Raw genomic sequence first — 23462 nt, 5'->3', positions numbered from 1 at the left:
ATAAATACCCTATACTCCATCATACTAAACATATCTGATTAATCACTTCCAGATCTATTATGACAATTGATATATGAATCGCTTTTCAGTTTTATTTTATTACAAGCTTTGATATATCGCAATATACAACTTGAATATTTAAAATATTTAAATTGTTTTAAGTGTTTAAACTGTTATCAGTAATTGTAATTAATACTACTTTTGCATCAATTATTGATTTACCATCCCTACAATTTTTATATATGAATTCCAAATTTAACAAACACCATCAACTCATCAATTAACTCATCATCAACCTCTTTTTTGTCCCACAAAATCCATTTCATCCCTAAATAGTTCATAATTCCCATCAACGAATACACTAGTATTTCTTGATTAAGGTTTCTAATCTCTTTTTTTTTGATAGATTTTTCAATCCTATATATATACGTATTTGCAAACTTTTCCAATGTTTTTCGGTGCAGCTCTTTATTTACAAATTCTGCTTGAGGGAACAAACTATACCAGTACGGTCTTTTTTTTAAGAATTCGAATAGTGCTTTAAATCCAGCCCTTTCCATTTCAATCCTATTTTCTATCCCTGCTGTCCTATCTTTTATTAGCTGAATTAATTCTCTCTGCATTTCCCATAAAAGACATTCAAATATTTTATATTTTGACTCAAAATAAGTATAGAAATTCCCAAGTGATACTCCTGCTCGTTGTGTGATTTCTGTTATACTGCTATTGTGATAACCATTTTTTCCAAAGATATATTCTGCGGATCTTAGAAGCTTATTCCGTGTTTGAATTCCTCTATTTGTTTTTGGTTTTAAATTCGCTTCCGTCAAAAATTGTGCCTCCTTATATATTGGTTATTATTTTGTAATTAAAACCTCAAAGTAGGAATTTCTAAATATTTCAGTAATTCTATTATAAATGCTAACTAGGAATCACTCTGACGTTACTCCACCATCAATACTGATAGTTTGACCTGTCATAAAATTCGAGGCATCTGATGCTAAGACCAGTGCCATAGTTGCAATATCAGATGGTTCTCCAAGATGCCTAAGCGGGATCATTTGTAACATTTTTTGTAATAACTTTTCATCACCTACCTCCTCTGTATTAATATCAGTACTGATCAGTCCAGGTGCAATTCCGTTTACTAAAATTCCATGTCTTGCCCACTCAGAAGCAAGGGATTTAGTTAAGTGAATTACAGCTGCTTTACTCGCACCATACGGCGCAATCCGTTTAAATGTTTTAATTCCACCAATTGATGATATATTAATAATCCTTCCCTGCCCTTGTTCTATCATGATTTTGGCCGCTTCCTGACAAGCGAAGAACAGTCCTTTTATATTAATATCGAACATCGTATCCCATTCTTTACTTGTTACTTCTACAGAAGGTTTTGTAATACTTACACCAGCGTTATTAACCAAAATGTCCAGTTGACCAAATGTATCAACTATTGATTTGAACATATTAGTAATGTCATCTAAGTTAGCCATATCACACTTGATTGCCATTGCCTTTCCGCCTTCATTAATTACTTCTTCTGCAACATTATTACAATCATTGATATTACGGCTGGCAATTACGACAGCAGCACCTTGTCTAGCATAAGTTTTCACAATCTGTTTTCCTATACCACGACTTCCTCCTGTAATTAATGCGATTTTATCATTTAAGTTAAATAGATGATCCAAATCCACTTACCTCCTTTAAACTAAAACTGTATTTTAACTTTGTTACATGTCAGGATAATTTAACTTGTTCTAGCGAAATTTACTGTTTCAAGAGTTATATATTTAGCACAACATGAAGATGAACCACTAATGGGGTAAAGCATCACTATAAAAGTCTAATAAAAAAAATCCAGTAGTGGTTTATTAATAGAGAGGTAGTTTCTCGATTAAAATTTCTTTGTGATGATTATTTCATTTGCATATTCCATCAAACTTCTTATCGATATATCTAAGGTAGCAAAGCGACTGTCTTTTGTTTGACCATTGAACCACCTAAAATATATTTGTTGCATGACAACAGCAATTTTAAAATAAGTAAATGCCATATAAAAATGAAGAGGAGGTATATCTTGTGATGTTTTTAAGGAGTAACGATGTATGTACTCATCACGTGAAATAAACCCTGGTGTTGTAGTCAAAGAAGGTAAGCTGGTTTTTACACTCTCCCAATCATTTGGTTCCGTCCAATAACCTAATGCAGCAGCTAAATCAAATAATGGATCAGCGATGGTAGCTAATTCCCAGTCAAAAACGGACTCAACTTTACTGACATTTTTCTCTGAAAACATCATGTTGTTAAGTTTATAATCATTGTGAATAACTGCTGCACCATTTGAAGATGGTATGTTTTCGGTAAACCATTTTGCTATTATCTCAAAATGAGGAATATCATGCGTTTTACTTCGCTCATACCTTTTTATCCAATTGTGTACCTGTCTTTCTATAAACCCTTCAGGACGACCAAAATTTTCCAACCCTACTTCTCTGTAATCAATTTGATGAAGCTGTGCAAGCGTATCAACAGCTGCATAAGAAATTTGTTTGCATTTTTCTTCGGTCACAGTAAAGCCTTGTGGGAATTTACCATCGAAAACTAACCCTTTTTTGCGTTCCATCACATAAAACGGCACGCCAATTATTGACTCATCTTCACATAAAGTATAGGTTTTAGGTACATATGGAAATGCTGCGTATAATTTTTTTAGTAATGAAAACTCCCTTTTCATGTCGTGCGCTTTAGGCGGTAGAGGTCCTAAAGGGGGGCGACGCATAACGACTTCTACTTCACCACATCGAATTAAGTAGGTTAAATTTGAATATCCTGATGAAAATTGAGTTACCTCAAGTGGTTCATTTGGCCACCAATCCACATTAGTAAGTAAAAAGGAGTGAAATGCTTCCCTATTAAAATCTTCCCCTTCCCGAACAGAAGAGATCATATCATTTTCATTAGATTTCATCTTATTACCGCCTTTCAGCAAATATACAAATTAAGTCATTTCAATGTAATTGATTTAATAGAGATCTTAGTGGTTCAGGAGATAATTTGATTTATTGTTGTACTGTTTAATTTCTTGTTTTGCTATTGCATCACGGTGAACCTCATTTGGTCCATCAGCCAATCGTACAATACGTGCATAAGTCCAGAACCTCGCAAGTGGGAATTCTTGACTGACTCCTCCACCTCCATGAACTTGTATCGCCCGATCAATTACTTTAGTAGCAACTTCTGGCGCTACCACTTTAATCATAGCAATTTCTTTTTTGGCTTCCTTATTCCCGACTTTATCCATCATATCTGCTGCTTTTAAAGTTAAGAGTCTTGCTTGATCAATTTCAACCCTGGAATCCGCAATCCATTGACGTATAACACCCTTATTTGTGAGAGCGCTTCCAAAAGCGACCCGATCTTGTGCTCTTTCAATCATTAATTCTAATGCCCTTTCAGCTACACCAATCATTCGCATACAATGATGAATTCGACCGGGTCCTAGTCTCCCTTGTGCAATTGCGAATCCTTTCCCTTCACCCCATAGCATATTTGATGCTGGTACTCTTACATTGTCAAATATTACTTCTCCATGACCATGAGGGGCGTCGTCATAACCGTAAACACTAAGGTTTCGAACTATGTTGATTCCTGGAGTATCCATAGGGACTAGTATCATAGATTGTTGCTCATAGGTAGGTGCATCTGGATTAGTTTTTCCCATAAAAATGAGAACTTTACACCGTGGGTCGGGAGCACCAGATGTCCACCATTTTCGGCCGTTTATAACATACTCATCACCATCTCGGACGATACTGGACTCAATGTTCCTTGCATCAGATGAAGCAACAAGAGGTTCGGTCATAGCAAATGCTGATCTTATTTTTCCTTCTAATAAAGGAACGAGCCACTCTTTTTTTTGCTCCTCGGTACCGTAACGTGCTATTACTTCCATATTCCCTGTGTCTGGTGCACTACAGTTAAAAACTTCTGGTCCAATGAAAGGTGACCGCCCCATAATTTCCATTAAAGGTGCAAACTCATAATTGGTTAGGCCCACACCGTATTCACTATCTGGCATAAAGAGGTTCCATAACCTTTTTTCTTTTGCTTTGGCTTTTAACTCATCAATGATAGGAGGTATATGCCAACGAGAAGGCGCTTCACTTAATTGTTGTTCATATACTTTTTCGTTCGGATAAACATATTGCTCCATGAACTCATTTACTTCATTTAGTAGTTTATTAACTTTATCGGAAAATTGAAAATCCATCCTAGAACATCTCCTTTTTATGATTTCTTACTCCCGAAAAGCTTTCTTTCCCCATTTATAGTTACTAAAACATAAATCCTCCTTTAAATTTTTAATGAAACATGAATCGCTTTTCATATATAATTATATATTAATCTGGAGTGTTGTCAACAGAATTTTCGGAAAATTTTAATAAGTTTAAGGTGACAATAAATATCTCTTTATATTAGGCTGTTGTAGCTCAATTATTAAATTGAAAGAGGCTGACTCACAGTATCAGACCTCAATCATAATAAATAGTTACAAATTTTAGTACAAGCAACTATTTAATAAAGAGGAGCAAAACACTGATGAAACAGCCATTTTCATTAAAACAGTGATTAAGGTTTATCCATTTTTATTTAACTCCGGTATAAACAAACGCACGAATAATTTGTCGTTGAGCAAAGAAAAAGGCAATTAATATCGGTAATACGAGAATAACATTACCTGCCATTAAGAGATTCCAAGAAACTCCACTTTCTACTTGGCGTAGCGCTGCAATTCCAAGAGGCAATGTCCTTGATGTATCCGATGTAGTCATAACTAATGGCCAAAAATAATCATTCCAGTGCGCGATAAAGCTAAATAACGCAAATGTAATAAGCACGGGTTTAGCAATAGGAATCATAATTTTCCACATGATTTTAAGCTCTGATGCCTCATCTAATCTAGCTGCTTCTAGTAATTCTTCAGGGACTTGCTTAAAGTTTTGTCTTAACATGAATATCCCAAAAGCACTTGAAGCAAACGGTAAGATAAGCGCCCATAACGTATCAAGTAAACTCCAAGCACTCATTTGTAAGAAAACAGGTAAAAAGATAAGCTGCGCAGGAATCATTAACGTTATCATTGTTAAACCAAAGAGAAATCGATCTCCTTTAAATCGATACCTTGCAAAAGCATAGGCTGCCGGAATTATCGTACACATTTGTAAAATTAAAATCCCCACAGAAACAAGTACACTATTAATGATATAACTTAAAAACGGTCCAGATTGCCATGCTTCAACAAAATTTTCCCAAAGTAAAGATTCAGGAATCCATACAGGTGGAAAAATTAACGTTTCCCCAAGTGATTTAAAGGCTGTAGTTACCATCCAAATAAATGGAAGTAAAAATAATAATACCAGAATGGACAAGCCCGAATATGTGAGCATTTTCCCTAACATCTTCACAGTATTTCCCTCCTAGCGATAATGAACATGTTTTTCAAGCAATTTAAAATATAAAATCGTTAATCCAGCTAAAACAATGAGTAAAATGACACCTGCAGCAGAGGCATAACCAATTTTAAAGAAACGGAAGCCATTTTCATAAATAAAATATACAAACATATTTGTTGAATCAATGGGGCCACCATTTGTCATAATAGCAATGGTGTCAAAAACTTGAAAAGAACCTATCATATTAATAACAACTAAGAAAAATAACGTAGGGGAAAGCATAGGTAATGTAATCTTGTAAAATTTACGCCATTTATTGGCCTCATCTAATTCAGCAGCTTCATATAAATCTTGCGGTATACTTTGTAAGCCTGCGATGAAGACTAGTGTATTAAAGCCAACACTTTTCCATACGGCTACGATAACAAGTGATATCAGTGCAGTATCAGGATGTGTCAGCCATTGTACATTACCAAGCTCAAATAAACCAATGAACCAATTGAGTAAACCAAAGTCCGTATCCATTATCCATAGCCAGAGCATTGCAATAGATACGAGTGAAATAATATGAGGACTAAAAATAGCTCCTTGAGCAAAAGCGAAAAATATTCCTTTTTTATTGAGCCAAAGTGCCAACAATAGAGCGATAGTGATCGTGAAACAAACAACTAGAAATGTGTAAATAAAAGAATTCGTTAAAACTTTATAAAACACATCTGATGAAGTAAGTGCTACAAAATTACTTAATCCAACAAAATCCTTCATCGGACTTACAAAATTCCATTCATGGAAACTTAAATAAATCATATAGAATATAGGGTAAATAAAAAACAAAATAAAAACGGTAATTGCAGGTGCTACCATTATATAGGGACGAAGCTTACTCACGACCATCGGTCAAACTCCTCCAACTACAAAGTCTTCTGATTTATTCATAATTGAAATCCCACGCATTCTTTCTCCTTTTTCATTAAAGAAATATAAATGCTCATATGGTACTTTGATAATACTTTTGCTGGCTTCTTCTATCGGTGCTAAATAGGTTTTCACATTAAACACCCCCGCTTCATTTTCCACCTGATAAATCGTCTCTGCACCTAGTGTTTCTCGAGTAATGATCTTACATGGCATCATCATCCCTTTTCCATACGCTTCCGAATCCAGTATTACTTGTTCAGGACGGAAACCAACGTATCCAATCGCTTCATGTAACTCAGGTAGAAATACTTTCACTTTTTCGAACTCTACTACATTCATGGCTGGTGTCCCGATAAATTCTGCTGTGAATTTATTATTAGGATCATGGTAAACGTTTAATGGTGAATCCGCTTGTTGGATGACTCCCTTATCCAAAATGACAATTTCATCTCCCATAGACATAGCTTCAACCTGGTCATGAGTTACGTATATAAATGTTGTTCCTAATCGTTTATGAAGTTGAATCAGCTCAGACCGCATTTGTCCTCGTAATTTGGCATCTAAATTCGATAACGGTTCATCTAAAATAAATACATCAGGTTTTTTAACCATCGCCCGAGCTAATGCAACTCTTTGTCGTTGTCCCCCCGAAAGAGTTGATGGCTTCTTATTTAAATATTGTTCTAATCCTACAATTTCTGAAATGTCTTCAATTAACGCTTCCCGTTCTTTTTTAGGAACTTTTTTATTCTTCAGTCCAAATTCAATATTGTCTCTTACTGTCATCGTTGGATATAAAGCATAGTTTTGAAAAACCATCGCAACACCACGTTTTCCTGGTGGGACATCATTTACACACCGATTACCAATCCATATTTCTCCACTTGATTGCTTTTCTAATCCTGCTATCATTCGCAGTGTTGTCGATTTCCCACAACCAGAAGGCCCAACTAAAACAGTAAAGGATCCATCTTGTATCGTTAAATTTATATTTTTAACTACGACTTCATCGTTAAACTGCTTCTTTACATTTTTCAATATGATTTGCGCCATCTTTAGAAACCTCCTTTTCCCCTAATAAAATATGGATTCGTGCATGCTAAAAATTGACCTTCCTTATTTCGTAGCTGAATTCGTACCCAGTCTCCTATTCCAACAGCAAGGTCATGTTGTACTACTTCATTACAAGAAATATCAGTTTCATAAATTACTTCTCCATTTTTTACCCATTGAACGATTTGCTCTCCTGTAAAAGTCGGAACATTAAACTGTAATTCTATCACTTTATTCAAAGGGCCAATTGTTCCTGAAAAAGTAGTAATTACTTTTTTCTCCACAACATTTAACTCCATTGTTTACCTCCTAAATATTGTTCTCCTAATTTTAGAATGTATTATGTAAAGAAGGAGAGGAAGAAAAGAGCTTTCCCCTTTCCTCCCTATTCCCATTACTACTTCAAAAGTTGATTTGCTTTCTCAGCCGCTTCATCCATCGCTTCTTGTGGTGATAAATTTTCTAATATAGACTTAGCAATTGCATTTTGAATTTCTTTCCCGATTTCCGGGTATGCTATCTCCATTGGTCGAGCATTCCCATATTGTAGTTGGTCAACAGCTACTTTATATTGTGGGTACTCTGCATATAATTCTTGCATTCTAGGATCCTCAATTGCTGAGAGTCGATTTGGTAAGTAACCCGTATAAGTACTTGCATAAATGGTCTGGTCTTTGTCTGTCATCCACTTAATAAATTCCCAAGCCGCATCCTTCTCTTCATCTGTTAATCCTGTTGTCATCACTAAATTACAACCACCGGTCGGAACTCCGTATGATTTATTAGCCGGCATAAAAGTTGTTCTTAATTCAAAGCCTTGTTCATTTGATACTTCTAACCATTTGGCTACCCCTGCTGTAGACCCTAAAATCATAGCCGAACGGCCATTGGCAAAGTCTTGTTCAGATATTGCACCAGCCTCGTCCCCTGTTGGAACCTTAATAATTCCCTCTTCATTTAAACGTTTCATAAACTCTACTGGCTCAACGCTTTCCTTTGAATTGAAAAGTGCTTCTTTACCATCTTCACTAATTAATTCCCCACCGCTTTGATGAACGAATGCTTCATAATACCATATGCTTATTGGCATAGTAATTCCTACACGTTCACCCTCAATAGTGAGCTTACGACTATACTCTTCAAACTCTTCCCACGTTTTAGGACCACTTGGGTCTAAACCAACTTCTTCTAATAGGGTTGCATTTAAATATAAGATAGGTGTACTTCTTAAATAAGGAAGTCCATAAATGTCTCCATCAATATAAGAGTTGCCCATTAAACCTGGGTTAAAATCATCAATATCCAGATTGTCCCTTTCAATAAAAGGGGTTAAATTTTCAGTCATACCAGATCGTGCGAATACACCCATTGATGCAATCTCATTTTGTGTGACATGTGGCGGATTTCCAGCCGCTAACGCTGCTTGCGTTTTTGCATGGAGATCATCATATGTACCTTGGTATTCAGCAGTCACGTGAATACGATCTTGTGACTCATTAAACATTTCAACTAGATTGATATTGTTTTCCTGAATTTTATCCCCCCAGGCATACCAATACGTAATCTCAATTTTTTCATCCGTGTTCTCTGATTCATTACTACTTGAGCTATTACTACTTAAAGAAGAATTGTTATTATTACTTGTTTCTGTAGTTGACTTGCATCCTGTTATAACAAGTACAAATAGAACCGCTAAAAATACAGCAATTAATTTTTTCATTACTAAATTCCTCCAAATTATTTATTAATAGAAATATCAATTGACAGAACAATCCAACATCAAACCTTTTGTAAGCTAATCACCTCCTAAAAAATATAAAAAGAGAGCCCTCTAACTAAACCATAAGAAACGCTATGCATATCTTATAGACTAAACTAGAGGTCTCTCTATAATTGGACCATAATTTTTCTATTCACTTTTCATCTATTATGTTAATACAATTTTATTAAGTCAGTATTAACTTGATATAAATTATTCTCTTTAATTATAAAGTTAATATTTAGATTGTTACCTTTGAAAACTTCCAACAACACCTGAAATATCCTCTTTCCACACTTCAACATTTGATGTAGAAATAGCGACAGCCCCGGCTTTTAGTGAATTTACAGCATGCTCCCTTTCCTTAATTAGACCTCCTGATATAATGGGAACGTTCATTTCATTCTTTAACAGAGTAATAATTTCAACAACTCTAGCTGGCATAATTTCAACAAGGTGCGGCTTATTTATATCAACTTTAGCAACTAAATTTTCTATCACTTCTGAATCTATTGCAAATACTCGTTGAATTGTTAGTAAGCCACATTTCCTCGCATGAATGATATTATTGGGTTTCGTAGTAACAATTCCAGTCGGCATTACACTTTTTGCTAAATAATTCATTCCTTCATGGTCTACACTTAATCCACCAATCTTCTCTATATGAACGAACACTGGTAGATTTTCTTTTTTAAAAACATTAACATAACTTTTGATCACCGTAATACTTCCAGTTAGTAGATAAACACCACTTAAACTATTTTTATTCTTAATGGCAGTTTCTATATGGCGAGGACTCTTTATCGCTGCTATTTTTTTGTGGAATTTTAACCTTTCAAAAAAATATTCGTGCTCTGAAAGTAATGTCATCTTAGACTCTCCTTTTAATTAGCGAATAGTAACATGCTAATTGACTGATAGAAAAAGCCCCCGCAATGGGAGCTATCCTATCTACATTATTTAACAGATGCAACGAGTGATACTGTACAACTACGATCAGATTCTTTACCACGCGCCTCAGGATTGTGTGTAAAGTGCTTCATATTATTATAAAGCGTTGGTGCACATCCTACTATTTTTTCATTTGTAATATCAACTGGGGTAATGCGTATTTCTTTTTCATCAATCTCTACCATACGAAGAGTATGTAAATCAAGACAGGCAGGAAGCTGAACGAAAGTCCAATTTTCCTGTTCTATTATTGATTCCACATGTGTGTGTCCATTGAAATAAATGCCGACGCCTTCCTTTTCACTTAATACTGACCACATATCAATATCTTGATGGATCGAGCCCTTCTCCCGATCAGAACGAGTCGTTGTATTGTATACTGGATGATGTGCAAAAACTAACATAGGCTTTGTTCCAGAAGCTTGTACTATCGATTTTAACCATTGTAATTGCTCATCATCAACCCAACCTCCCCAATCTTCATAATCCATTTCCTTGGCGGTGTCTAAAAATACGAAAACTGCATGCTCTGTAGTGATCGAGTGATATCTTGCTTGACCAGTTATTTCTAAGACATTTTTTCTTGGCTGTGCATAGAGATCGTGATTTCCTAATGCATGATAAAAAGGCTTATCATATTTACGAATAATGTTATAAACTCCCTCCAATTCAAGGGTTGCACCATAATTCGTCAAATCTCCTAAAGAAATATGAGCATCTGCTTGAATGGAAAAGAACTCTCTTATAAAAGCTTCAAAAAAATCTGCGCGTGCCTCATATAAGCCAGGGATCGTCTCATCAATCGCTGAATAATGTAAATCACCCATCACAACAAGTCTCATTTAACAGTCTCCTTTTTAAGATTAATATTTGTGTTCTTAACAACACTACTATAATCGTAGCTCGTCAATGTTAATCGTTTGTTTGCTATGAATGAATTTTTTGTAAAATTCCCTCTAGTTCTTATTAATAATCTAAAAAGTGTTAGTTAAACGGAATAAAAATTTATAAAGACTCCCTTGTTCATGACAAAAAGAAGTTGTCTCAAAAGCTAGGCTTTTGAGACAACTTCTCTTGCTTAAATATAGATTATCAACAATCATTCATCCATTCATTTGCGATTAACTCATACGACTTTAATCGGTCTTCATAAGAATGAGTAATCGTGACGATCATAACTTCATTAGCTTCATACATGGTTTTAAGGTCATATAATTGTTGAATAACCTTTTGCGGATTTCCCACCACTATTTTACGCTTCTCCTTCATTATCTACCTTTAATACAAAACGATACAATAAACAAACTTTAGTTTACCGGTTTTATTTCGCCGTCTTCTATGAAAATATCATATGAAATTTCCTCTAGATAATTAAAAAGTCTTTCTCGATATTCTTCACCTTTATCAACAATGACGTCTTTTTCAATATAAAAAGGATTAAACCTCATTTTCACTTGTTCCTTTTCAATAATGATGCTTAATAAACCAGTTTCTGCAGTAGGTCCTGAGATATAATCTGGAAAAAGGAAATTCCCTAACGAATAAGCAATTGGCTTACCGTCATAAAACTCAAAGCCCTGTAACACATGTGGATGAGCTCCAATGACCGCATCTGCCCCTGCATCGATCATTTTTCTAGCATATTCTCTTTGATAATTCTCTGGCCGATTTGCTCTTTCAATACCCCAATGCATATAAACCAGTACGTAATCAGTGTCTAGTTTTTCTTTTTCGATTATGTCTATGACTCGTTCTTCTTGATAACCACTCGCTATTCCAGGCTTATCTTCCTCTACATACCATGTAACATCCGGTAATACTCTTGAAAATGCTAAAAATTTAATTTTTTGTTCATTTAATACAACTTCATGAGATGCATAAGCTTCTTCACTATTTTTTCCTGCTCCGATAAATTCAATGCCATATTCTCTTAAATATTTAATCGTATCTAGTAAACCTTCTTCTCTATAATCCATCGTATGATTGTTTGCTAGTGATACTAAATCAAAGCCAGCGTTCGCTAACCCTTCTAGTTTTATCGGATTGGCCTTGAAATTATATTGTTTCGCAAAAGCATTATTACTTGTAGTTATCGCTGTTTCTAAATTTGCAACCGAATAATCTGCACCTAATATTTCATCTCTAACAAATTCAAATGGATAATCTACTCCTTTTGAATTAATCGTTTGCTTCAAAGACATTTCCATCATTACATCACCAACAAAAATGATTTCAATCGGTTCGCTTTTTTTTCTTAAAAATGCCGGTACAACCTCTTCATCCAACCCTTTCCCTAATACAACTTCATCTGCTTTTACAGCTAAATCTTTTGATTCTTTGTCAACTATAGTTGTTTCACTACATCCCATTAAAGATAAAAACAAAACAAAGCCAAGGAACTTTTTCACTCCGTGTACCTCTCTCTTTTTATTATAAAATTGTATTTTAATTCCATTCTTATCATAACACTAGACTTACTTTCTGAATATATATAGTAAATAAGGAGGTGCTAAAATGGTAGAGTTATTTTCACAAGTTGAAGTTCACCCTCAGCTTTTAATTGTTGTACCTGCCCTAATGATTCTTGGCAATATCTTTAAAAAAACACCGAAAGTTCAAGATTGGATGATTCTTTGGCTATTATTGATTGCAGGCATCATTTCAGGAATATTTACGATCGGTTTTACAATTAACGGGATCGCAAATGGGATCATAGCAACTGGGGCTGCTATAACCACTCATCAAGCTTACAAGCAAACATTTTTTAAGAGGTCAGATGAGGATAAAAAAATTTTTAATAAGAAAAAAAATTAGGAAGTAATCTTTAGTACTAATGAAAGCAAAAAGACATAAAAAGCCAAGCATCAACTTGGCTTTTATAATTAAATAATGAAGATTAAATTTAATGCGGCCGTTAAAACCATCAACATTGCAAACTTCTTAATCAGCTGACTAGGGAGCTTCTCAAACCACTTTAGCCCGAGAGTTGTCCCCACATATACACCGACAACACCAATCAAGAAATATAAATAAAAAGTAGAGTTAAAATCACCGTTTACACCATGTAAAATTAGCGAAAATACACTAGTAATTACAACTGTTACTTGAAGATTAGCGTTATATTTATGTTTATCACTATAAAGCATCAAGAAATAAAAAACTAAGAATGGCCCACCCACCGCAAATACGCCTCCAATAAAACCAGCTAAAAACCCTAGGATAATTGGAGTAGCTGGTTTCATGACAGATGTAGATGCTTGGTTCGTTTTATTAAAAAATAAATAAATAACCATACCAATTAAAAAGAAACCTAGCACTTGTTTTAATTGGTCCATTTCCCCATAAGTACTTAGAATGAAAAAAGATAGAACTCTTCCTATTAATGAAGCACTCACAATCAACAATAAGCCTTTAAGTTCAATATATTTATAGATTTTTAAAAGGATACTTATAGAAGCTACTAATAATAATGAAATAACAATCAATGTACTATCTTTTAATGAAAACATAACTGGGAGTAACCCCATAGCGACTAAGCCAAATCCAAATCCACTGACTCCTTGAATAAAACCTCCGATGAATACGATTATAAATACAATAATAACTTCCCAAAGCATGATTACCTCTCCCTACTTTCACTAACCACTAAACCATATAAAAAATATGATTAGGAATCCCTTTTTGTAAATTTCCAAGTGGGTATTTTTACTAACTTACGTATATGTAAAACGTTTCTAACAAATATTAGTACTGTTCTAATTTAAAAGGAGGTGGCAATAATGGACGCACAACGAGCACAAGAAATCTCTTCTTCATCAACAATGGCAAACGTCATGTATAATGGACAACAGATCTACATAGAACATGTTGATCAACAGAATGGGACAGCAACCATTCATCCGCTTAATAATCCTAATCAAAAACAAAGTGTACCTGTAACGAGTTTAATGGAACAATAAACTGTTGTCACTTTACTTTAACACAAAGAACAGCTTGGAAAGTATATAAATACTTTGCCAAGCTGCTTTTATTTAAAGATATACCTGAAAATATGATTTACATCAAAGTGCTTCACTGATATCGACACATTTAGTTCTTGTTCTGCACTTCCATAATACACCCTTTTAAAGGGGAAATATCTGCATAATCCCTGCCTGTCGCTACACATATATGTTCATTAAGAGCCAACATATTATTCGTCGGATCATATCCAACCCAGCCATGCATTGGAAAATAAACTTCTAACCACGCGTGAGTTACTGAATCCCCTCGTATCACGACATCTTCACCAGAATATAACCACTGCTAGCCGCATTGTTTACATAAATATTATTTTTTTATAAGGTTGTCTCTAGGTTAATGCCCTGTCACTCCTCGCTTTATGACATAGGCTGATTATGTATTCGCTGCCTATAAAACCTTTGAAGGAGTGCTGAATGAATGAATTTGTATCCATATTATCCTGGAAATGTTCAACAAGCAACAGGCTATTATACACAGTATCACCAAAACCCTTATGCTCCACAGCAAGACCAACAATCATTAATGAGACAACAGCCAACAACCCAAGAGTTAGAAAGACGAGTGAATGAATTAACAAGGCAAAATCAAGAGCAAGCAACTGAGTTAAATCGTCAAAATCAAGAAATCTTACGTTTGAACAGTGAAATTGGCCGTATTAATGAAGAAATTAACCGCATTAACCAGGAGATTGTCCGCCTAAACCGAAATGACGAACTTCATAGTAATCGACTTAATCGATTAAATCAAAGAGTTCGTACAGTAGAAAGAAACTTAAACATTCCATATACGCCGACTCCCGATGGCTTTTAACAAAAAAACAGCAGGATATCTAATTGACTCCTGCTGTTTTTCTTCACAATTATACTTTACATTACTCATTCTAAAATTTACCCACTTTGCTTCAATTGGTCTACTAAATCTCGTAGCCTTTTTTTACATGACGAAACTTTTATTTGATCATGTATATTCAATGCTTCATGCAATTCCATTAGTAAATAGTCAATTTCCAGCTTCAAAATGTTTGTTTTTATTTCTTTCGTCAGTGGTGGTGCTAATTTCAGCTGTTGTTTTTCAATCTTTTGATATTGAATGGCTTTTAATTCTGCTTGTCTTTTTTCTGCTCTTCGCTTCTTTCTCTCATAAACATTCTCAATTCCCATCATTTTTTTTCGTGCTTCAAATAATAGCTCATTGAATGCTATCGAAAACGTTCTTTCGTTCGTAGTTAACTCTTCTAAAGTTAAAATCAATGAATCTTTTTCTTGTTTAAAGGGTAGTTGATAGTATTTATCACCATGTATGATAAGTGTTTTATACTCTCTGTCTAATATCCACTCATAGGGGTAAGCTTGTTTAATTTTTTCTAAAAAAGAATCGACTAACGTTTTAGTCATTTCTACTTCAATATTCAGAAATCTCCCAATAAAACTCATGCAATCACCTCATTGTCTTGTTAAGTTACATTCAAATTAAATGGGTTTTACATTATTTTTAAATGCTAGCCTATGATGACAACGCACGCTATAATTTCAACTATTTCAAATGTTAATGCTTGAGTGAATGAAGCTGCACTAGTTTTTGTAATATTATAATAATTTATGATAGTACTGCTTGTCCATATACTAAATTTTGTTTTTTAACCATAATTTGACCTAAAACAAAAATAGAGCCCTAAAATAGTTTTTTAGAACTCTCATAGATCCTTTATTCAACGATAAACGCCTTCACGACTTTGTAAACTGTCCCGTCCCTCGGAGTCATCCATACATCTAAAAGGTATTCACCTTCTTCAAGGTTTAATTCATTCAAATCAATGACATACTCCAGCTTTTCTCCAGACTTCAATTCTTCTTCACCTAACGCTTGAAGGAACGTAGCTACACTAGAAAATAAATAAATTTCTTTACCATCCTTCGTTGTAACTGAATAATCAATTCTTTGGGAGCTTGAAAACTCCATTGTTACCACTTCATCTGATTGATTTGTTATTTCATAGTTAAAAATTAATGAATTTTTCTCCATTAGACTAACAGCCATTCCACCTTCTGCAATTTCGCTTGCGCCGCTATTCGGGTCTTGACCCGTAGTTTCATTCCCTAAACCACACCCCGACAACATAAAAGCAAGGACCAATAATAGTAGCACTTTCATCATGACATCCCCTTTTTTGATTGTATACTCTATTAGACGTATTAATTTAAAAATGGTTTCATTTTCTTATGATGCAGAAAAATGAATAAGGAGTGTCATAACATGCCTCATCCTTGTTTATAAAGGCAAGCTATTTCATTAAAGACTTCTCCAAGCTACCTAAAAATAGTGTAGCTTGATGGATTTATATAAAGTTTTGATCTCTGCGTTCGAAAAACTCTTTTAAATTACCTCTTTTGGATTTACCCATTCCTTCCTGAACTTCATTTGTTGTATGACTTAATAAATGCGATGCAAAATGCATTTTCATTGAATTCGTATATCCCATTATATCCATCGTATTATTAACAGATTCCTTAACAAGAGAAATCGCTAAAGGTGGCATATGAGCAATTTTCCTCGCCATATCCATAACAGTTTGATCTAATTTATCAGTAGGTACGACCTTGTTCACTAAACCTAACTGAAAAGCATCATTCGCTAAAATAGCATCACCTGTGAATAGTAACTCTTTTGTCTTCTTTTCACCAATAAGCCATGGTAAAAACATTAATTCTTGGCTGTTTGCACCCATCCGAACTACAGGATCGCTAAAGACCGCATCCTCTGAAGCTATGACAATATCCGTTACCGATGCAAGCGCTAATCCTGCTGCAATACAATGACTATGAACTTTTGATATAATCGGTTTCCTTATATTACGGATATACATCGATTCATCGAAATAGTATTTACGTTCAAATTGAATACGCTCATCACACGTATCAGGATACTCTTCGTCTGGTGATAAATCATGACCTGCCGAAAAACAAGACCCAGCACCACTAAAAATAATGACTTTCACATTTTCATTTTCTTCCGCTCGTTTAAATGCATCCGACATTTCGACGATCATTTCTTTATTGATCGCATTTCGTTTTTTCGGACGATTCATAATGATCTCTACTATACCCTCATTCTCTAACTCTTTATAGATAATGGTGTTATAAATGGTAATCTACCTCCTACATAAATATCTGATTATCAAAATATAAAGATAAGAAATTAATATCCTAAATAGATTTTTTTCACGCGGTCATCATTTGCAAGCTCAGCAGAATTCCCTTTTAAACCAACTGTACCTGTTTCTAAAATATAGGCTCGGTGAGAGATTTTTAATGCTAGATTTGCATTTTGTTCAACCAATAAAACGGTTGAACCTTTCTCATTCAATCGTTTTATCATTTGAGCGATTTGAGCAATAATCAATGGTGCAATTCCAAGAGATGGTTCATCAAACAAATAAAGTTTCGGTCTAGACATATACGCTCTTCCGATGGCTAACATTTGCTGTTCCCCGCCGCTTAACGTTCCTGCCATTTGTGATGTTCTTTCTTTCAATCTTGGAAAAATATCGAAAATATCATCTAAATCTTTCTTAATGTTCTCCTTATCTTTTCTACGATAAGCACCCATCTCTAAGTTTTCAAAAACAGACATGTCCCCAAAGACATGTCGTCCTTCTGGGACATGCCCGATCCCCATTTCTACTATTTTATGGGAGCTTTGCTTATGAATCGGCTCTCCTAATAGAGTGATTTCGCCACCATTGCTTTCTTTTATGCCAGAAATCGTTCGAAGCAAGGTTGTTTTTCCAGCACCATTTGAGCCAATTAAGGTGACGATCTCTCCTTCGTTCACCTCAAGTGATACTCCTTTTAACACATTGACCTTATCATAATTCACTTGTAAGTCCTTTACTTTAAGCAAGGTCACCACTCCCTAAATAAGCTTCAATTACTTTTGGATTTTCTCTAATTTCTTGTGGAGTTCCTTCAGCAATTTTCTGCCCGTATTCTAAAACTAGAATTCTTTCACATAATCCCATAACTGCTTTCATATCGTGTTCAATTAAAACAACAGTAACACCACGATCACGAATTTGCCTTAGTAATATTGTTAATTGCTTCGTTTCTTCAGGATTCATCCCTGCCGCTGGCTCATCCAATAACAATAGTTTCGGCTCAGTGGCTAAAGCAATACCAATCGCTAAACGAGTTTGATGTCCTAGGCTTAAGTTCTTCGCTAACGATTCTTGTAAGTCACTTAAACCAACAAACGCTAAGATTTCTTCGACATTTGCATCTAATGCTTCTTGCGTTCGTGAAGGATCTTTATGCTTCATTACGTATTGTCCGGTAATAATATTATTTCGTACGGTTAACTCTGGAAATACTTGAGTATGTTGAAACGTTCTCGTAATGCCCAGTTGGGTAATTTCATGAGGGGCTAGCCCTGTGATTTCTTTCCCATTAAAATAAACATTTCCTAACGAAGGCGGAAAATAACAAGTGATGCAATTAAACATCGTACTTTTCCCAGCACCATTAGGTCCAATCACACCAAATATTTCATTTTCATTTACTGTAAACGAAACATCCTGCAATGCTTTTAGACCTTTAAAAAAACGGCTGACATTTTTAACTTCCAACATCTTGCTTCCCACCTTCCATGTCTTTAAAAATTGGTTTTTCCGGTGATTTTTTTATTTGAAAATAGGCATACAAATCTTTAAACAATCCTACTATTCCCCTTGGTAAAAACATAATCGTAAGAATAAGCAGTAACCCATAGATAACCATGCGCAAATCTGCGACACTTCTTAACATTTCGGGTAAAAACGTTAAGAATGCAGTTCCTACAATTGGTCCAACTATCGTCCCCATTCCCCCAATGATAACCATTAGTAAGAAGGTAACTGAATCAGCAATCGTAAACGAATAAGGAGAGATGTAAGAGTTGTAATGAGCAAATAAACTACCTGCAATCCCCGCAATAAAAGCACTAATTGTAAACGCCGTCATTTTCACTTTCCACGTATTAATACCAATAAACTTTGCAAATGTTTCATTCTCTCTTACAGCTAACATCGCTTTCCCTGTTCTTGTACCAATTAAGTAGCGAACAAAGACTAAAGTAATGACGACGAAGAACAAAGTAATATAATAGAAGTGACTACGTTGTGAAAAATCAAACCATAGAAAACTTTCTGGGAAAGGAATGCTATAAATTCCGTTCGGCCCACCAGTTAAATCTCGTAGATTATAGATTAGAAGGCGAATGATCTCAGCAAACGCTAAAGTTACGATTGCAAAGAAATGCGTTTTAAAGCGGAGTGCAGGAAATCCAATTAAAAAACCGATAATGGCTGCTGCAACTGCTGCAATAGGAAGTGCTACTAAAAATGGTAAACCTAAATCAATAGATAAGATCGAACTTGTATAAGCCCCGATCGCAAAAAGGCCAACGTGTACAAAAGATAATTGCCCTGTATATCCAACCATAATATTAAGTGCTGAAGTTAAAATAATAAAAATTCCCACTTGATTGACCACGTGAATTAGGTAATTATCCACCATCAACGGTAAAATTAGTAATAGAAGTGCCACTACGGCGATCAACGTTAATTTAACAGGGGATTTATTCCTCATTTAATATTGGCACCTCCTCCAAATAATCCATTTGGCTTAAGTAATAAAACTAAAACTAAAATAATATAACCCACTAAATCTTGGTAAGATGAAGAAGCAAATAAGGTAGTAAATGTCTCGGCATAACCTAAAACTAAAGCTCCTACAATTGCTCCAACAATACTGCCCATTCCGCCGAGAATTACAATAATAAAAGATTTTAAACCAGGGGTTAATCCCATGGAAGGATCAACAACGTAAAGTGAACCAATTAAACCACCAGCAACAGCTGCCATTCCGGCACTTATCGCAAAAATAATTCCATAGGTGAGGTTTATATTTACACCCATTAGTGCAGCAGCGTCTGGACTTTGAGAAGTTGCTCTCAACGCCTTACCAAACTTCGTGAACTTTATGATATAGAACAATAGACCTACTAATAGGAACGTAATGAGCAATACCGTCAAACGATGAATGGATAAGCTCACACCTAAAATTTGTACAGATTGTCCGGAAAATGGAAAATAAACACTTCTCATACCAGAACCTGCAATATACAATACGAGATTACTTATTAAGATTGATAGACCTATAGATGCAAGCAGTGTATTTAAAACAGATGTCTTACGTAATGGCCTAAATATTATTCTTTCAATAAAGAAACCAAATACCCCAACGACGATCATTGCGCCGATTAAAGCTACAAAGAAATTAATTTGAAAATAGCTCACCATAATAAATGTTGAAAAAGCACCTAACATATACAGTTCGCCATGCGCTAGATTAATAACATGCATGATCCCAAATACTAAAGTAAAACCTATCGCCATAAGTCCGTAAATACTTCCGCTTACTAATCCATTAATGAGTGCTTGCAGGATCTGTTCTAGCAACTAAACTACCTCCCTTTTATAGTGATACTTGATTTTTATTAGCTGTTACTTTATCGTTACTCGGACGTTGACAGTAGGATATTTTATGTAAACTTACCCTCAGCTATCACCGTCTTTAAGGTCATGGCTAGTGATTCAACATTTGTTAAATGGGCGGTGGTAACTACCACCGCCTCACTACTTATTTTATGGAAGAGGTGTATCAACTGATTGATAAATAACTGCCCCATCTTTAACGATGGCACGATTTCCAGTTAATTTATTTTCTCCTCTTTCATTAAAGCTGTATGTTCCAATTAATCCTGGATAATTTGATGCTCTAATCGCATCATTGATCGCTTGTTTATCAGTTACCGTTCCTGCTCTTTCTAGTGCATCAACAATTAAGTGGATTCCATCCCAACCAGAATATACGAATGAGTTTGCCTCATAGTCATAATCAGCTTCAAACATCTCTTTAAAATTGCGGATTTCTTCTGTTTCTTCACCAGAACGGCTTAGTGTCACAAGTCCTTCAGCAACCTCAGGCTCTAATCGTAATACTTCTTCAGGAATAACTCCACCTGTTTCCATAATTGGAATTTCCCCCATTGTTTCCCTAATTTGTACTAGTAATGGGACAGCTAATTCTGTTTCAGCTGCTAAAAGAATACCATCTGGGTTTGTTGATTTTACTTTATTTAATAGAGTAATAAACTCACTTTGCTCAGGTGCGAAAGCTTCTGTAGTAGCAATATTGATTCCTGCTGCTTCTAACTTTTCAGGGTATAATCTAGCGTACGATTGGCCCCAAGCATCATCGACATAAATGATCGCGATATTTGACATACCAATGTCTTTAACAGTTTGTGTTCCTGCATCTACATAGTTAATATTAGCTGGAGCAGCATGCGAGAAGTAGCTTGCTCCTTGCTCTGTTAACACATCACTAGCTGCAACAAAAGTAGCGAGTGGAGTTTGTGCGCGCTCTGCAATTGGGATCATTGCTGCTGTTTCTGAACTAATTGATGTACCTAACACGGCAACAACTTTATCCTGGTTGATTAATCTTTCAGTAGCTCTTGTAGCCGATTCTGCTCTTCCTTCAGAGTCATAGTGGACGATTTCCACATTATACGTTTTGTCCCCTACTTGGAAGCCTCCATTTTCATTAATTTCTTTAACAGCCATTTGATGTCCATCGAGTGTCCATGTTCCTGTTGTCGCTATCGGACCCGTAGTCGCTAAAACAACACCAAGCTTTACAGTCTCTACATTATTAGATGTTTCATTACTTGCATCCTCATTCGAATTATTGTTGTTTTCACTGTCAGCAGGTGTGCCACCACATCCAGCAATTACCAACATCAGGACTAGAAGTAATGCCATCAAAATGCCACTTCGTTTTTTAAGCTTCATCAAAAATTCCCCCTAATCATTTTTATTTATAAAAATGAAAGTACACACAATAATTAAAAACTAGCTTTATTTACAGAAGCTTCAGAAAATAATAGACAAATTTAATCAACAAAAAGTACTATAACAAAGCTTCATAAATTTAAACTAGAAAATTAACTATATGTATGCGCTCACATAATTACAACTTAAATATCGTCATTGTATCCTCTAAAAAAGACTTTTAGATTAAATTTTATAAGCCCATATTTTTAGCAATAATTTTTTTCATGATTTCATTCGCACCGGCAAAAATACAATAAACAGGGATGTCACGATAGCGGCGAGCAATTTTATACTCTTCCATATACCCATATCCTCCATGAAGTTGCATACATTTTCCTGATGTTCTTTTTGCCATTTCTGTCACCCAATATTTAGCCATCGATACTTCGGTGACAATGTCTTCCCCAGCAATATGTCTCATAATCAATTGATCTACAAATGTACGTCCGAGTTGAATTTCAGTCGCAATTTCTGCAATTGTAAACTGGGTATTTTGAAATTTACTAATTTTTTTCCCAAATGCTTCACGTTCTTTTATATAATCAATCGTTAATTGTAGCATATCTTCAGCTGCTACTTGGGCGGTGATCGCTGTTAAAATTCGCTCCTGTTGTAATTTTTGCATTAAGTAAGTAAAGCCTTTCCCCTCTTCTCCTAGTAAATTCTCAGCAGGAACAATAACATTATCAAAGAATAGTTCCGCCGTATCCGATGATCGCAATCCAACTTTATCTAGTTTTCTTGCTACTGAGAAACCTGGACTATTTTTCTCAACGATAAGTAAGCTAACTCCTTTATGTACAGGGACTGCTTGTGGATCCGTCTTACAAGCTACTATAAAAACATCTGCTTGCGTTCCATTTGTAATAAACGTTTTTGATCCATTTAAAATATAATGGTCATCTTGTTTAATCGCTGTTGTTTTCATACTAGATAGATCAGAGCCGGCTCCTGGTTCTGTCATCGCTACCGCAGAAATCATTTCTGCGGTTAAAAATTTCGGTAGATACTTTTTCTTTTGATGCTCTGTACCAAACGAACTAATATATGGAGCAATAACATCACAGTGTGTCGGGAAACCGGTCATTCCAGAACCAATTCGTTCAAATTCCTCAGCTAAAATGGCAGAAAAGCCAAAATCTACACCAAGCCCTCCATATTCTTCATCAAACCACTGGCATAAAAATCCGTTGTCGCCAACCTTTTTCCAAAATTCCCTTGGTACCCGTCCCTCTTTTTCCCATTCTTCAAAATACGGTTCTGCTTCTTTTTGCAGAAACTTCCGTAATGACTTTTGAAACAGGGCATGTTCTTCTGTAAAAAAAGGTCGCTTTGTATTGGCTGCAAATGATGTCGCTAAAGACAT

Annotated in this window: 27 protein-coding genes; 3 read left to right on the top strand and 24 right to left on the bottom strand. The window is 35.2% G+C overall.

The window, feature by feature from the left end:
• Nucleotides 1-236 precede the first annotated feature (236 nt).
• The 13 genes from J0N78_RS00215 to J0N78_RS00155 all read right to left on the bottom strand — a co-directional run bounded on the left by J0N78_RS00215 (nucleotide 237) and on the right by J0N78_RS00155 (nucleotide 12548).
• The gene (locus J0N78_RS00215; protein ID WP_209120999.1) at nucleotides 237-830 is read right to left on the bottom strand and encodes a TetR/AcrR family transcriptional regulator; all 594 of its coding nucleotides are present in this window, start codon (nucleotides 828-830) and stop codon (nucleotides 237-239) included.
• A gap of 102 nt (nucleotides 831-932) precedes the next feature.
• Nucleotides 933-1694 carry an SDR family NAD(P)-dependent oxidoreductase gene (locus tag J0N78_RS00210; protein ID WP_209120998.1) on the bottom strand — a complete coding sequence of 254 codons (762 nt, stop codon included), beginning with the start codon at nucleotides 1692-1694 and terminating at the stop codon, nucleotides 933-935.
• A 206-nt stretch (nucleotides 1695-1900) separates the two neighbouring features.
• Complete coding sequence (locus J0N78_RS00205) at nucleotides 1901-2974, bottom strand: phosphotransferase family protein (RefSeq protein WP_209120997.1); 1074 nt, start codon at nucleotides 2972-2974, stop codon at nucleotides 1901-1903.
• Nucleotides 2975-3040: 66 nt separating this feature from the next.
• A complete protein-coding gene (locus J0N78_RS00200) occupies nucleotides 3041-4276 on the bottom strand; it encodes an acyl-CoA dehydrogenase family protein (RefSeq protein ID WP_209120996.1) in 1236 nt (411 codons plus the stop codon).
• 376 nt (nucleotides 4277-4652) lie between these two features.
• Nucleotides 4653-5465 (bottom strand): carbohydrate ABC transporter permease, encoded by an 813-nt coding sequence (locus tag J0N78_RS00195; protein ID WP_209121380.1) that lies wholly within the window; start codon nucleotides 5463-5465, stop codon nucleotides 4653-4655.
• 18 nt (nucleotides 5466-5483) lie between these two features.
• Nucleotides 5484-6353, bottom strand: a complete 870-nt coding sequence (locus tag J0N78_RS00190) for a carbohydrate ABC transporter permease (RefSeq protein WP_209120995.1) — start codon at nucleotides 6351-6353, stop codon at nucleotides 5484-5486.
• A gap of 3 nt (nucleotides 6354-6356) precedes the next feature.
• Nucleotides 6357-7430, bottom strand: a complete 1074-nt coding sequence (locus J0N78_RS00185; RefSeq protein ID WP_209120994.1) for an ABC transporter ATP-binding protein — start codon at nucleotides 7428-7430, stop codon at nucleotides 6357-6359.
• Nucleotides 7431-7432: 2 nt separating this feature from the next.
• Complete coding sequence (locus J0N78_RS00180; RefSeq protein ID WP_209120993.1) at nucleotides 7433-7729, bottom strand: hypothetical protein; 297 nt, start codon at nucleotides 7727-7729, stop codon at nucleotides 7433-7435.
• Between the two features lie 98 nt (nucleotides 7730-7827).
• Nucleotides 7828-9150 carry an ABC transporter substrate-binding protein gene (locus J0N78_RS00175; protein ID WP_209120992.1) on the bottom strand — a complete coding sequence of 441 codons (1323 nt, stop codon included), beginning with the start codon at nucleotides 9148-9150 and terminating at the stop codon, nucleotides 7828-7830.
• Nucleotides 9151-9438: 288 nt separating this feature from the next.
• Complete coding sequence (locus J0N78_RS00170) at nucleotides 9439-10059, bottom strand: glycerol-3-phosphate responsive antiterminator (RefSeq protein ID WP_209120991.1); 621 nt, start codon at nucleotides 10057-10059, stop codon at nucleotides 9439-9441.
• 86 nt (nucleotides 10060-10145) lie between these two features.
• On the bottom strand, nucleotides 10146-10982 hold the full coding sequence (locus tag J0N78_RS00165; RefSeq protein WP_209120990.1) for a metallophosphoesterase family protein: 837 nt from the start codon (nucleotides 10980-10982) through the stop codon (nucleotides 10146-10148).
• Nucleotides 10983-11232: 250 nt separating this feature from the next.
• Nucleotides 11233-11409 (bottom strand): hypothetical protein, encoded by a 177-nt coding sequence (locus J0N78_RS00160; RefSeq protein WP_209120989.1) that lies wholly within the window; start codon nucleotides 11407-11409, stop codon nucleotides 11233-11235.
• Between the two features lie 38 nt (nucleotides 11410-11447).
• Nucleotides 11448-12548 (bottom strand): CapA family protein, encoded by a 1101-nt coding sequence (locus tag J0N78_RS00155; protein WP_307794871.1) that lies wholly within the window; start codon nucleotides 12546-12548, stop codon nucleotides 11448-11450.
• 106 nt (nucleotides 12549-12654) lie between these two features.
• On the opposite strand from J0N78_RS00155, the gene J0N78_RS00150 reads away from it, so the two are divergent.
• Nucleotides 12655-12954 (top strand): phage holin family protein, encoded by a 300-nt coding sequence (locus tag J0N78_RS00150; protein ID WP_209120988.1) that lies wholly within the window; start codon nucleotides 12655-12657, stop codon nucleotides 12952-12954.
• A 68-nt stretch (nucleotides 12955-13022) separates the two neighbouring features.
• On the opposite strand, the gene J0N78_RS00145 is transcribed toward J0N78_RS00150, so the two are convergent.
• A complete protein-coding gene (locus tag J0N78_RS00145; RefSeq protein ID WP_209120987.1) occupies nucleotides 13023-13757 on the bottom strand; it encodes a sulfite exporter TauE/SafE family protein in 735 nt (244 codons plus the stop codon).
• 162 nt (nucleotides 13758-13919) lie between these two features.
• Between J0N78_RS00145 and J0N78_RS00140 the strand changes: the two genes are divergently transcribed.
• The gene (locus J0N78_RS00140; protein ID WP_209120986.1) at nucleotides 13920-14099 is read left to right on the top strand and encodes a small acid-soluble spore protein H; all 180 of its coding nucleotides are present in this window, start codon (nucleotides 13920-13922) and stop codon (nucleotides 14097-14099) included.
• A 130-nt stretch (nucleotides 14100-14229) separates the two neighbouring features.
• Here J0N78_RS00140 and J0N78_RS00135 read toward each other — a convergent pair whose 3' ends face one another.
• Entirely contained in the window at nucleotides 14230-14418 is a 189-nt protein-coding gene (locus J0N78_RS00135; protein ID WP_209120985.1) for a transglutaminase family protein, read from the bottom strand.
• A gap of 162 nt (nucleotides 14419-14580) precedes the next feature.
• Between J0N78_RS00135 and J0N78_RS00130 the strand changes: the two genes are divergently transcribed.
• On the top strand, nucleotides 14581-14973 hold the full coding sequence (locus J0N78_RS00130; RefSeq protein WP_209120984.1) for a coiled-coil domain-containing protein: 393 nt from the start codon (nucleotides 14581-14583) through the stop codon (nucleotides 14971-14973).
• Nucleotides 14974-15050: 77 nt separating this feature from the next.
• Here the strand turns inward: J0N78_RS00130 and J0N78_RS00125 are convergent, their stop codons facing one another.
• The 9 genes from J0N78_RS00125 to J0N78_RS00085 all read right to left on the bottom strand — a co-directional run bounded on the left by J0N78_RS00125 (nucleotide 15051) and on the right by J0N78_RS00085 (nucleotide 23462).
• On the bottom strand, nucleotides 15051-15596 hold the full coding sequence (locus J0N78_RS00125) for a hypothetical protein (RefSeq protein WP_209120983.1): 546 nt from the start codon (nucleotides 15594-15596) through the stop codon (nucleotides 15051-15053).
• 271 nt (nucleotides 15597-15867) lie between these two features.
• The gene (locus J0N78_RS00120) at nucleotides 15868-16314 is read right to left on the bottom strand and encodes a BsuPI-related putative proteinase inhibitor (protein ID WP_209120982.1); all 447 of its coding nucleotides are present in this window, start codon (nucleotides 16312-16314) and stop codon (nucleotides 15868-15870) included.
• Nucleotides 16315-16498: 184 nt separating this feature from the next.
• Complete coding sequence (locus J0N78_RS00115; RefSeq protein ID WP_307794882.1) at nucleotides 16499-17290, bottom strand: enoyl-CoA hydratase; 792 nt, start codon at nucleotides 17288-17290, stop codon at nucleotides 16499-16501.
• A 68-nt stretch (nucleotides 17291-17358) separates the two neighbouring features.
• Nucleotides 17359-18063: an ABC transporter ATP-binding protein gene (locus J0N78_RS00110; protein WP_209120980.1), complete on the bottom strand. Its 705-nt coding sequence runs from the start codon at nucleotides 18061-18063 to the stop codon at nucleotides 17359-17361.
• On the bottom strand, nucleotides 18056-18787 hold the full coding sequence (locus J0N78_RS00105) for an ABC transporter ATP-binding protein (protein ID WP_209120979.1): 732 nt from the start codon (nucleotides 18785-18787) through the stop codon (nucleotides 18056-18058). The genes J0N78_RS00110 and J0N78_RS00105 overlap by 8 nt, the downstream gene beginning before the upstream one ends.
• The gene (locus J0N78_RS00100; protein ID WP_209120978.1) at nucleotides 18774-19784 is read right to left on the bottom strand and encodes a branched-chain amino acid ABC transporter permease; all 1011 of its coding nucleotides are present in this window, start codon (nucleotides 19782-19784) and stop codon (nucleotides 18774-18776) included. Before J0N78_RS00100 ends, J0N78_RS00105 begins: the two co-directional genes overlap by 14 nt.
• Entirely contained in the window at nucleotides 19781-20656 is an 876-nt protein-coding gene (locus tag J0N78_RS00095; RefSeq protein ID WP_209120977.1) for a branched-chain amino acid ABC transporter permease, read from the bottom strand. Before J0N78_RS00095 ends, J0N78_RS00100 begins: the two co-directional genes overlap by 4 nt.
• Before the next feature lie 186 nt (nucleotides 20657-20842).
• Nucleotides 20843-22054 carry an ABC transporter substrate-binding protein gene (locus tag J0N78_RS00090; protein ID WP_209120976.1) on the bottom strand — a complete coding sequence of 404 codons (1212 nt, stop codon included), beginning with the start codon at nucleotides 22052-22054 and terminating at the stop codon, nucleotides 20843-20845.
• Nucleotides 22055-22286: 232 nt separating this feature from the next.
• Nucleotides 22287-23462, bottom strand: a complete 1176-nt coding sequence (locus J0N78_RS00085) for an acyl-CoA dehydrogenase family protein (RefSeq protein ID WP_209120975.1) — start codon at nucleotides 23460-23462, stop codon at nucleotides 22287-22289.

Origin of the sequence: Alkalihalobacillus sp. BA299, from assembly GCF_017745675.1 — a bacterium.
Taxonomy (GTDB): domain Bacteria; phylum Bacillota; class Bacilli; order Bacillales; family Bacillaceae_F; genus Alkalihalobacterium.
Note: the sequence above shows the minus strand (reverse complement) of the source record. Positions and strands in the feature narration are given on the sequence as shown.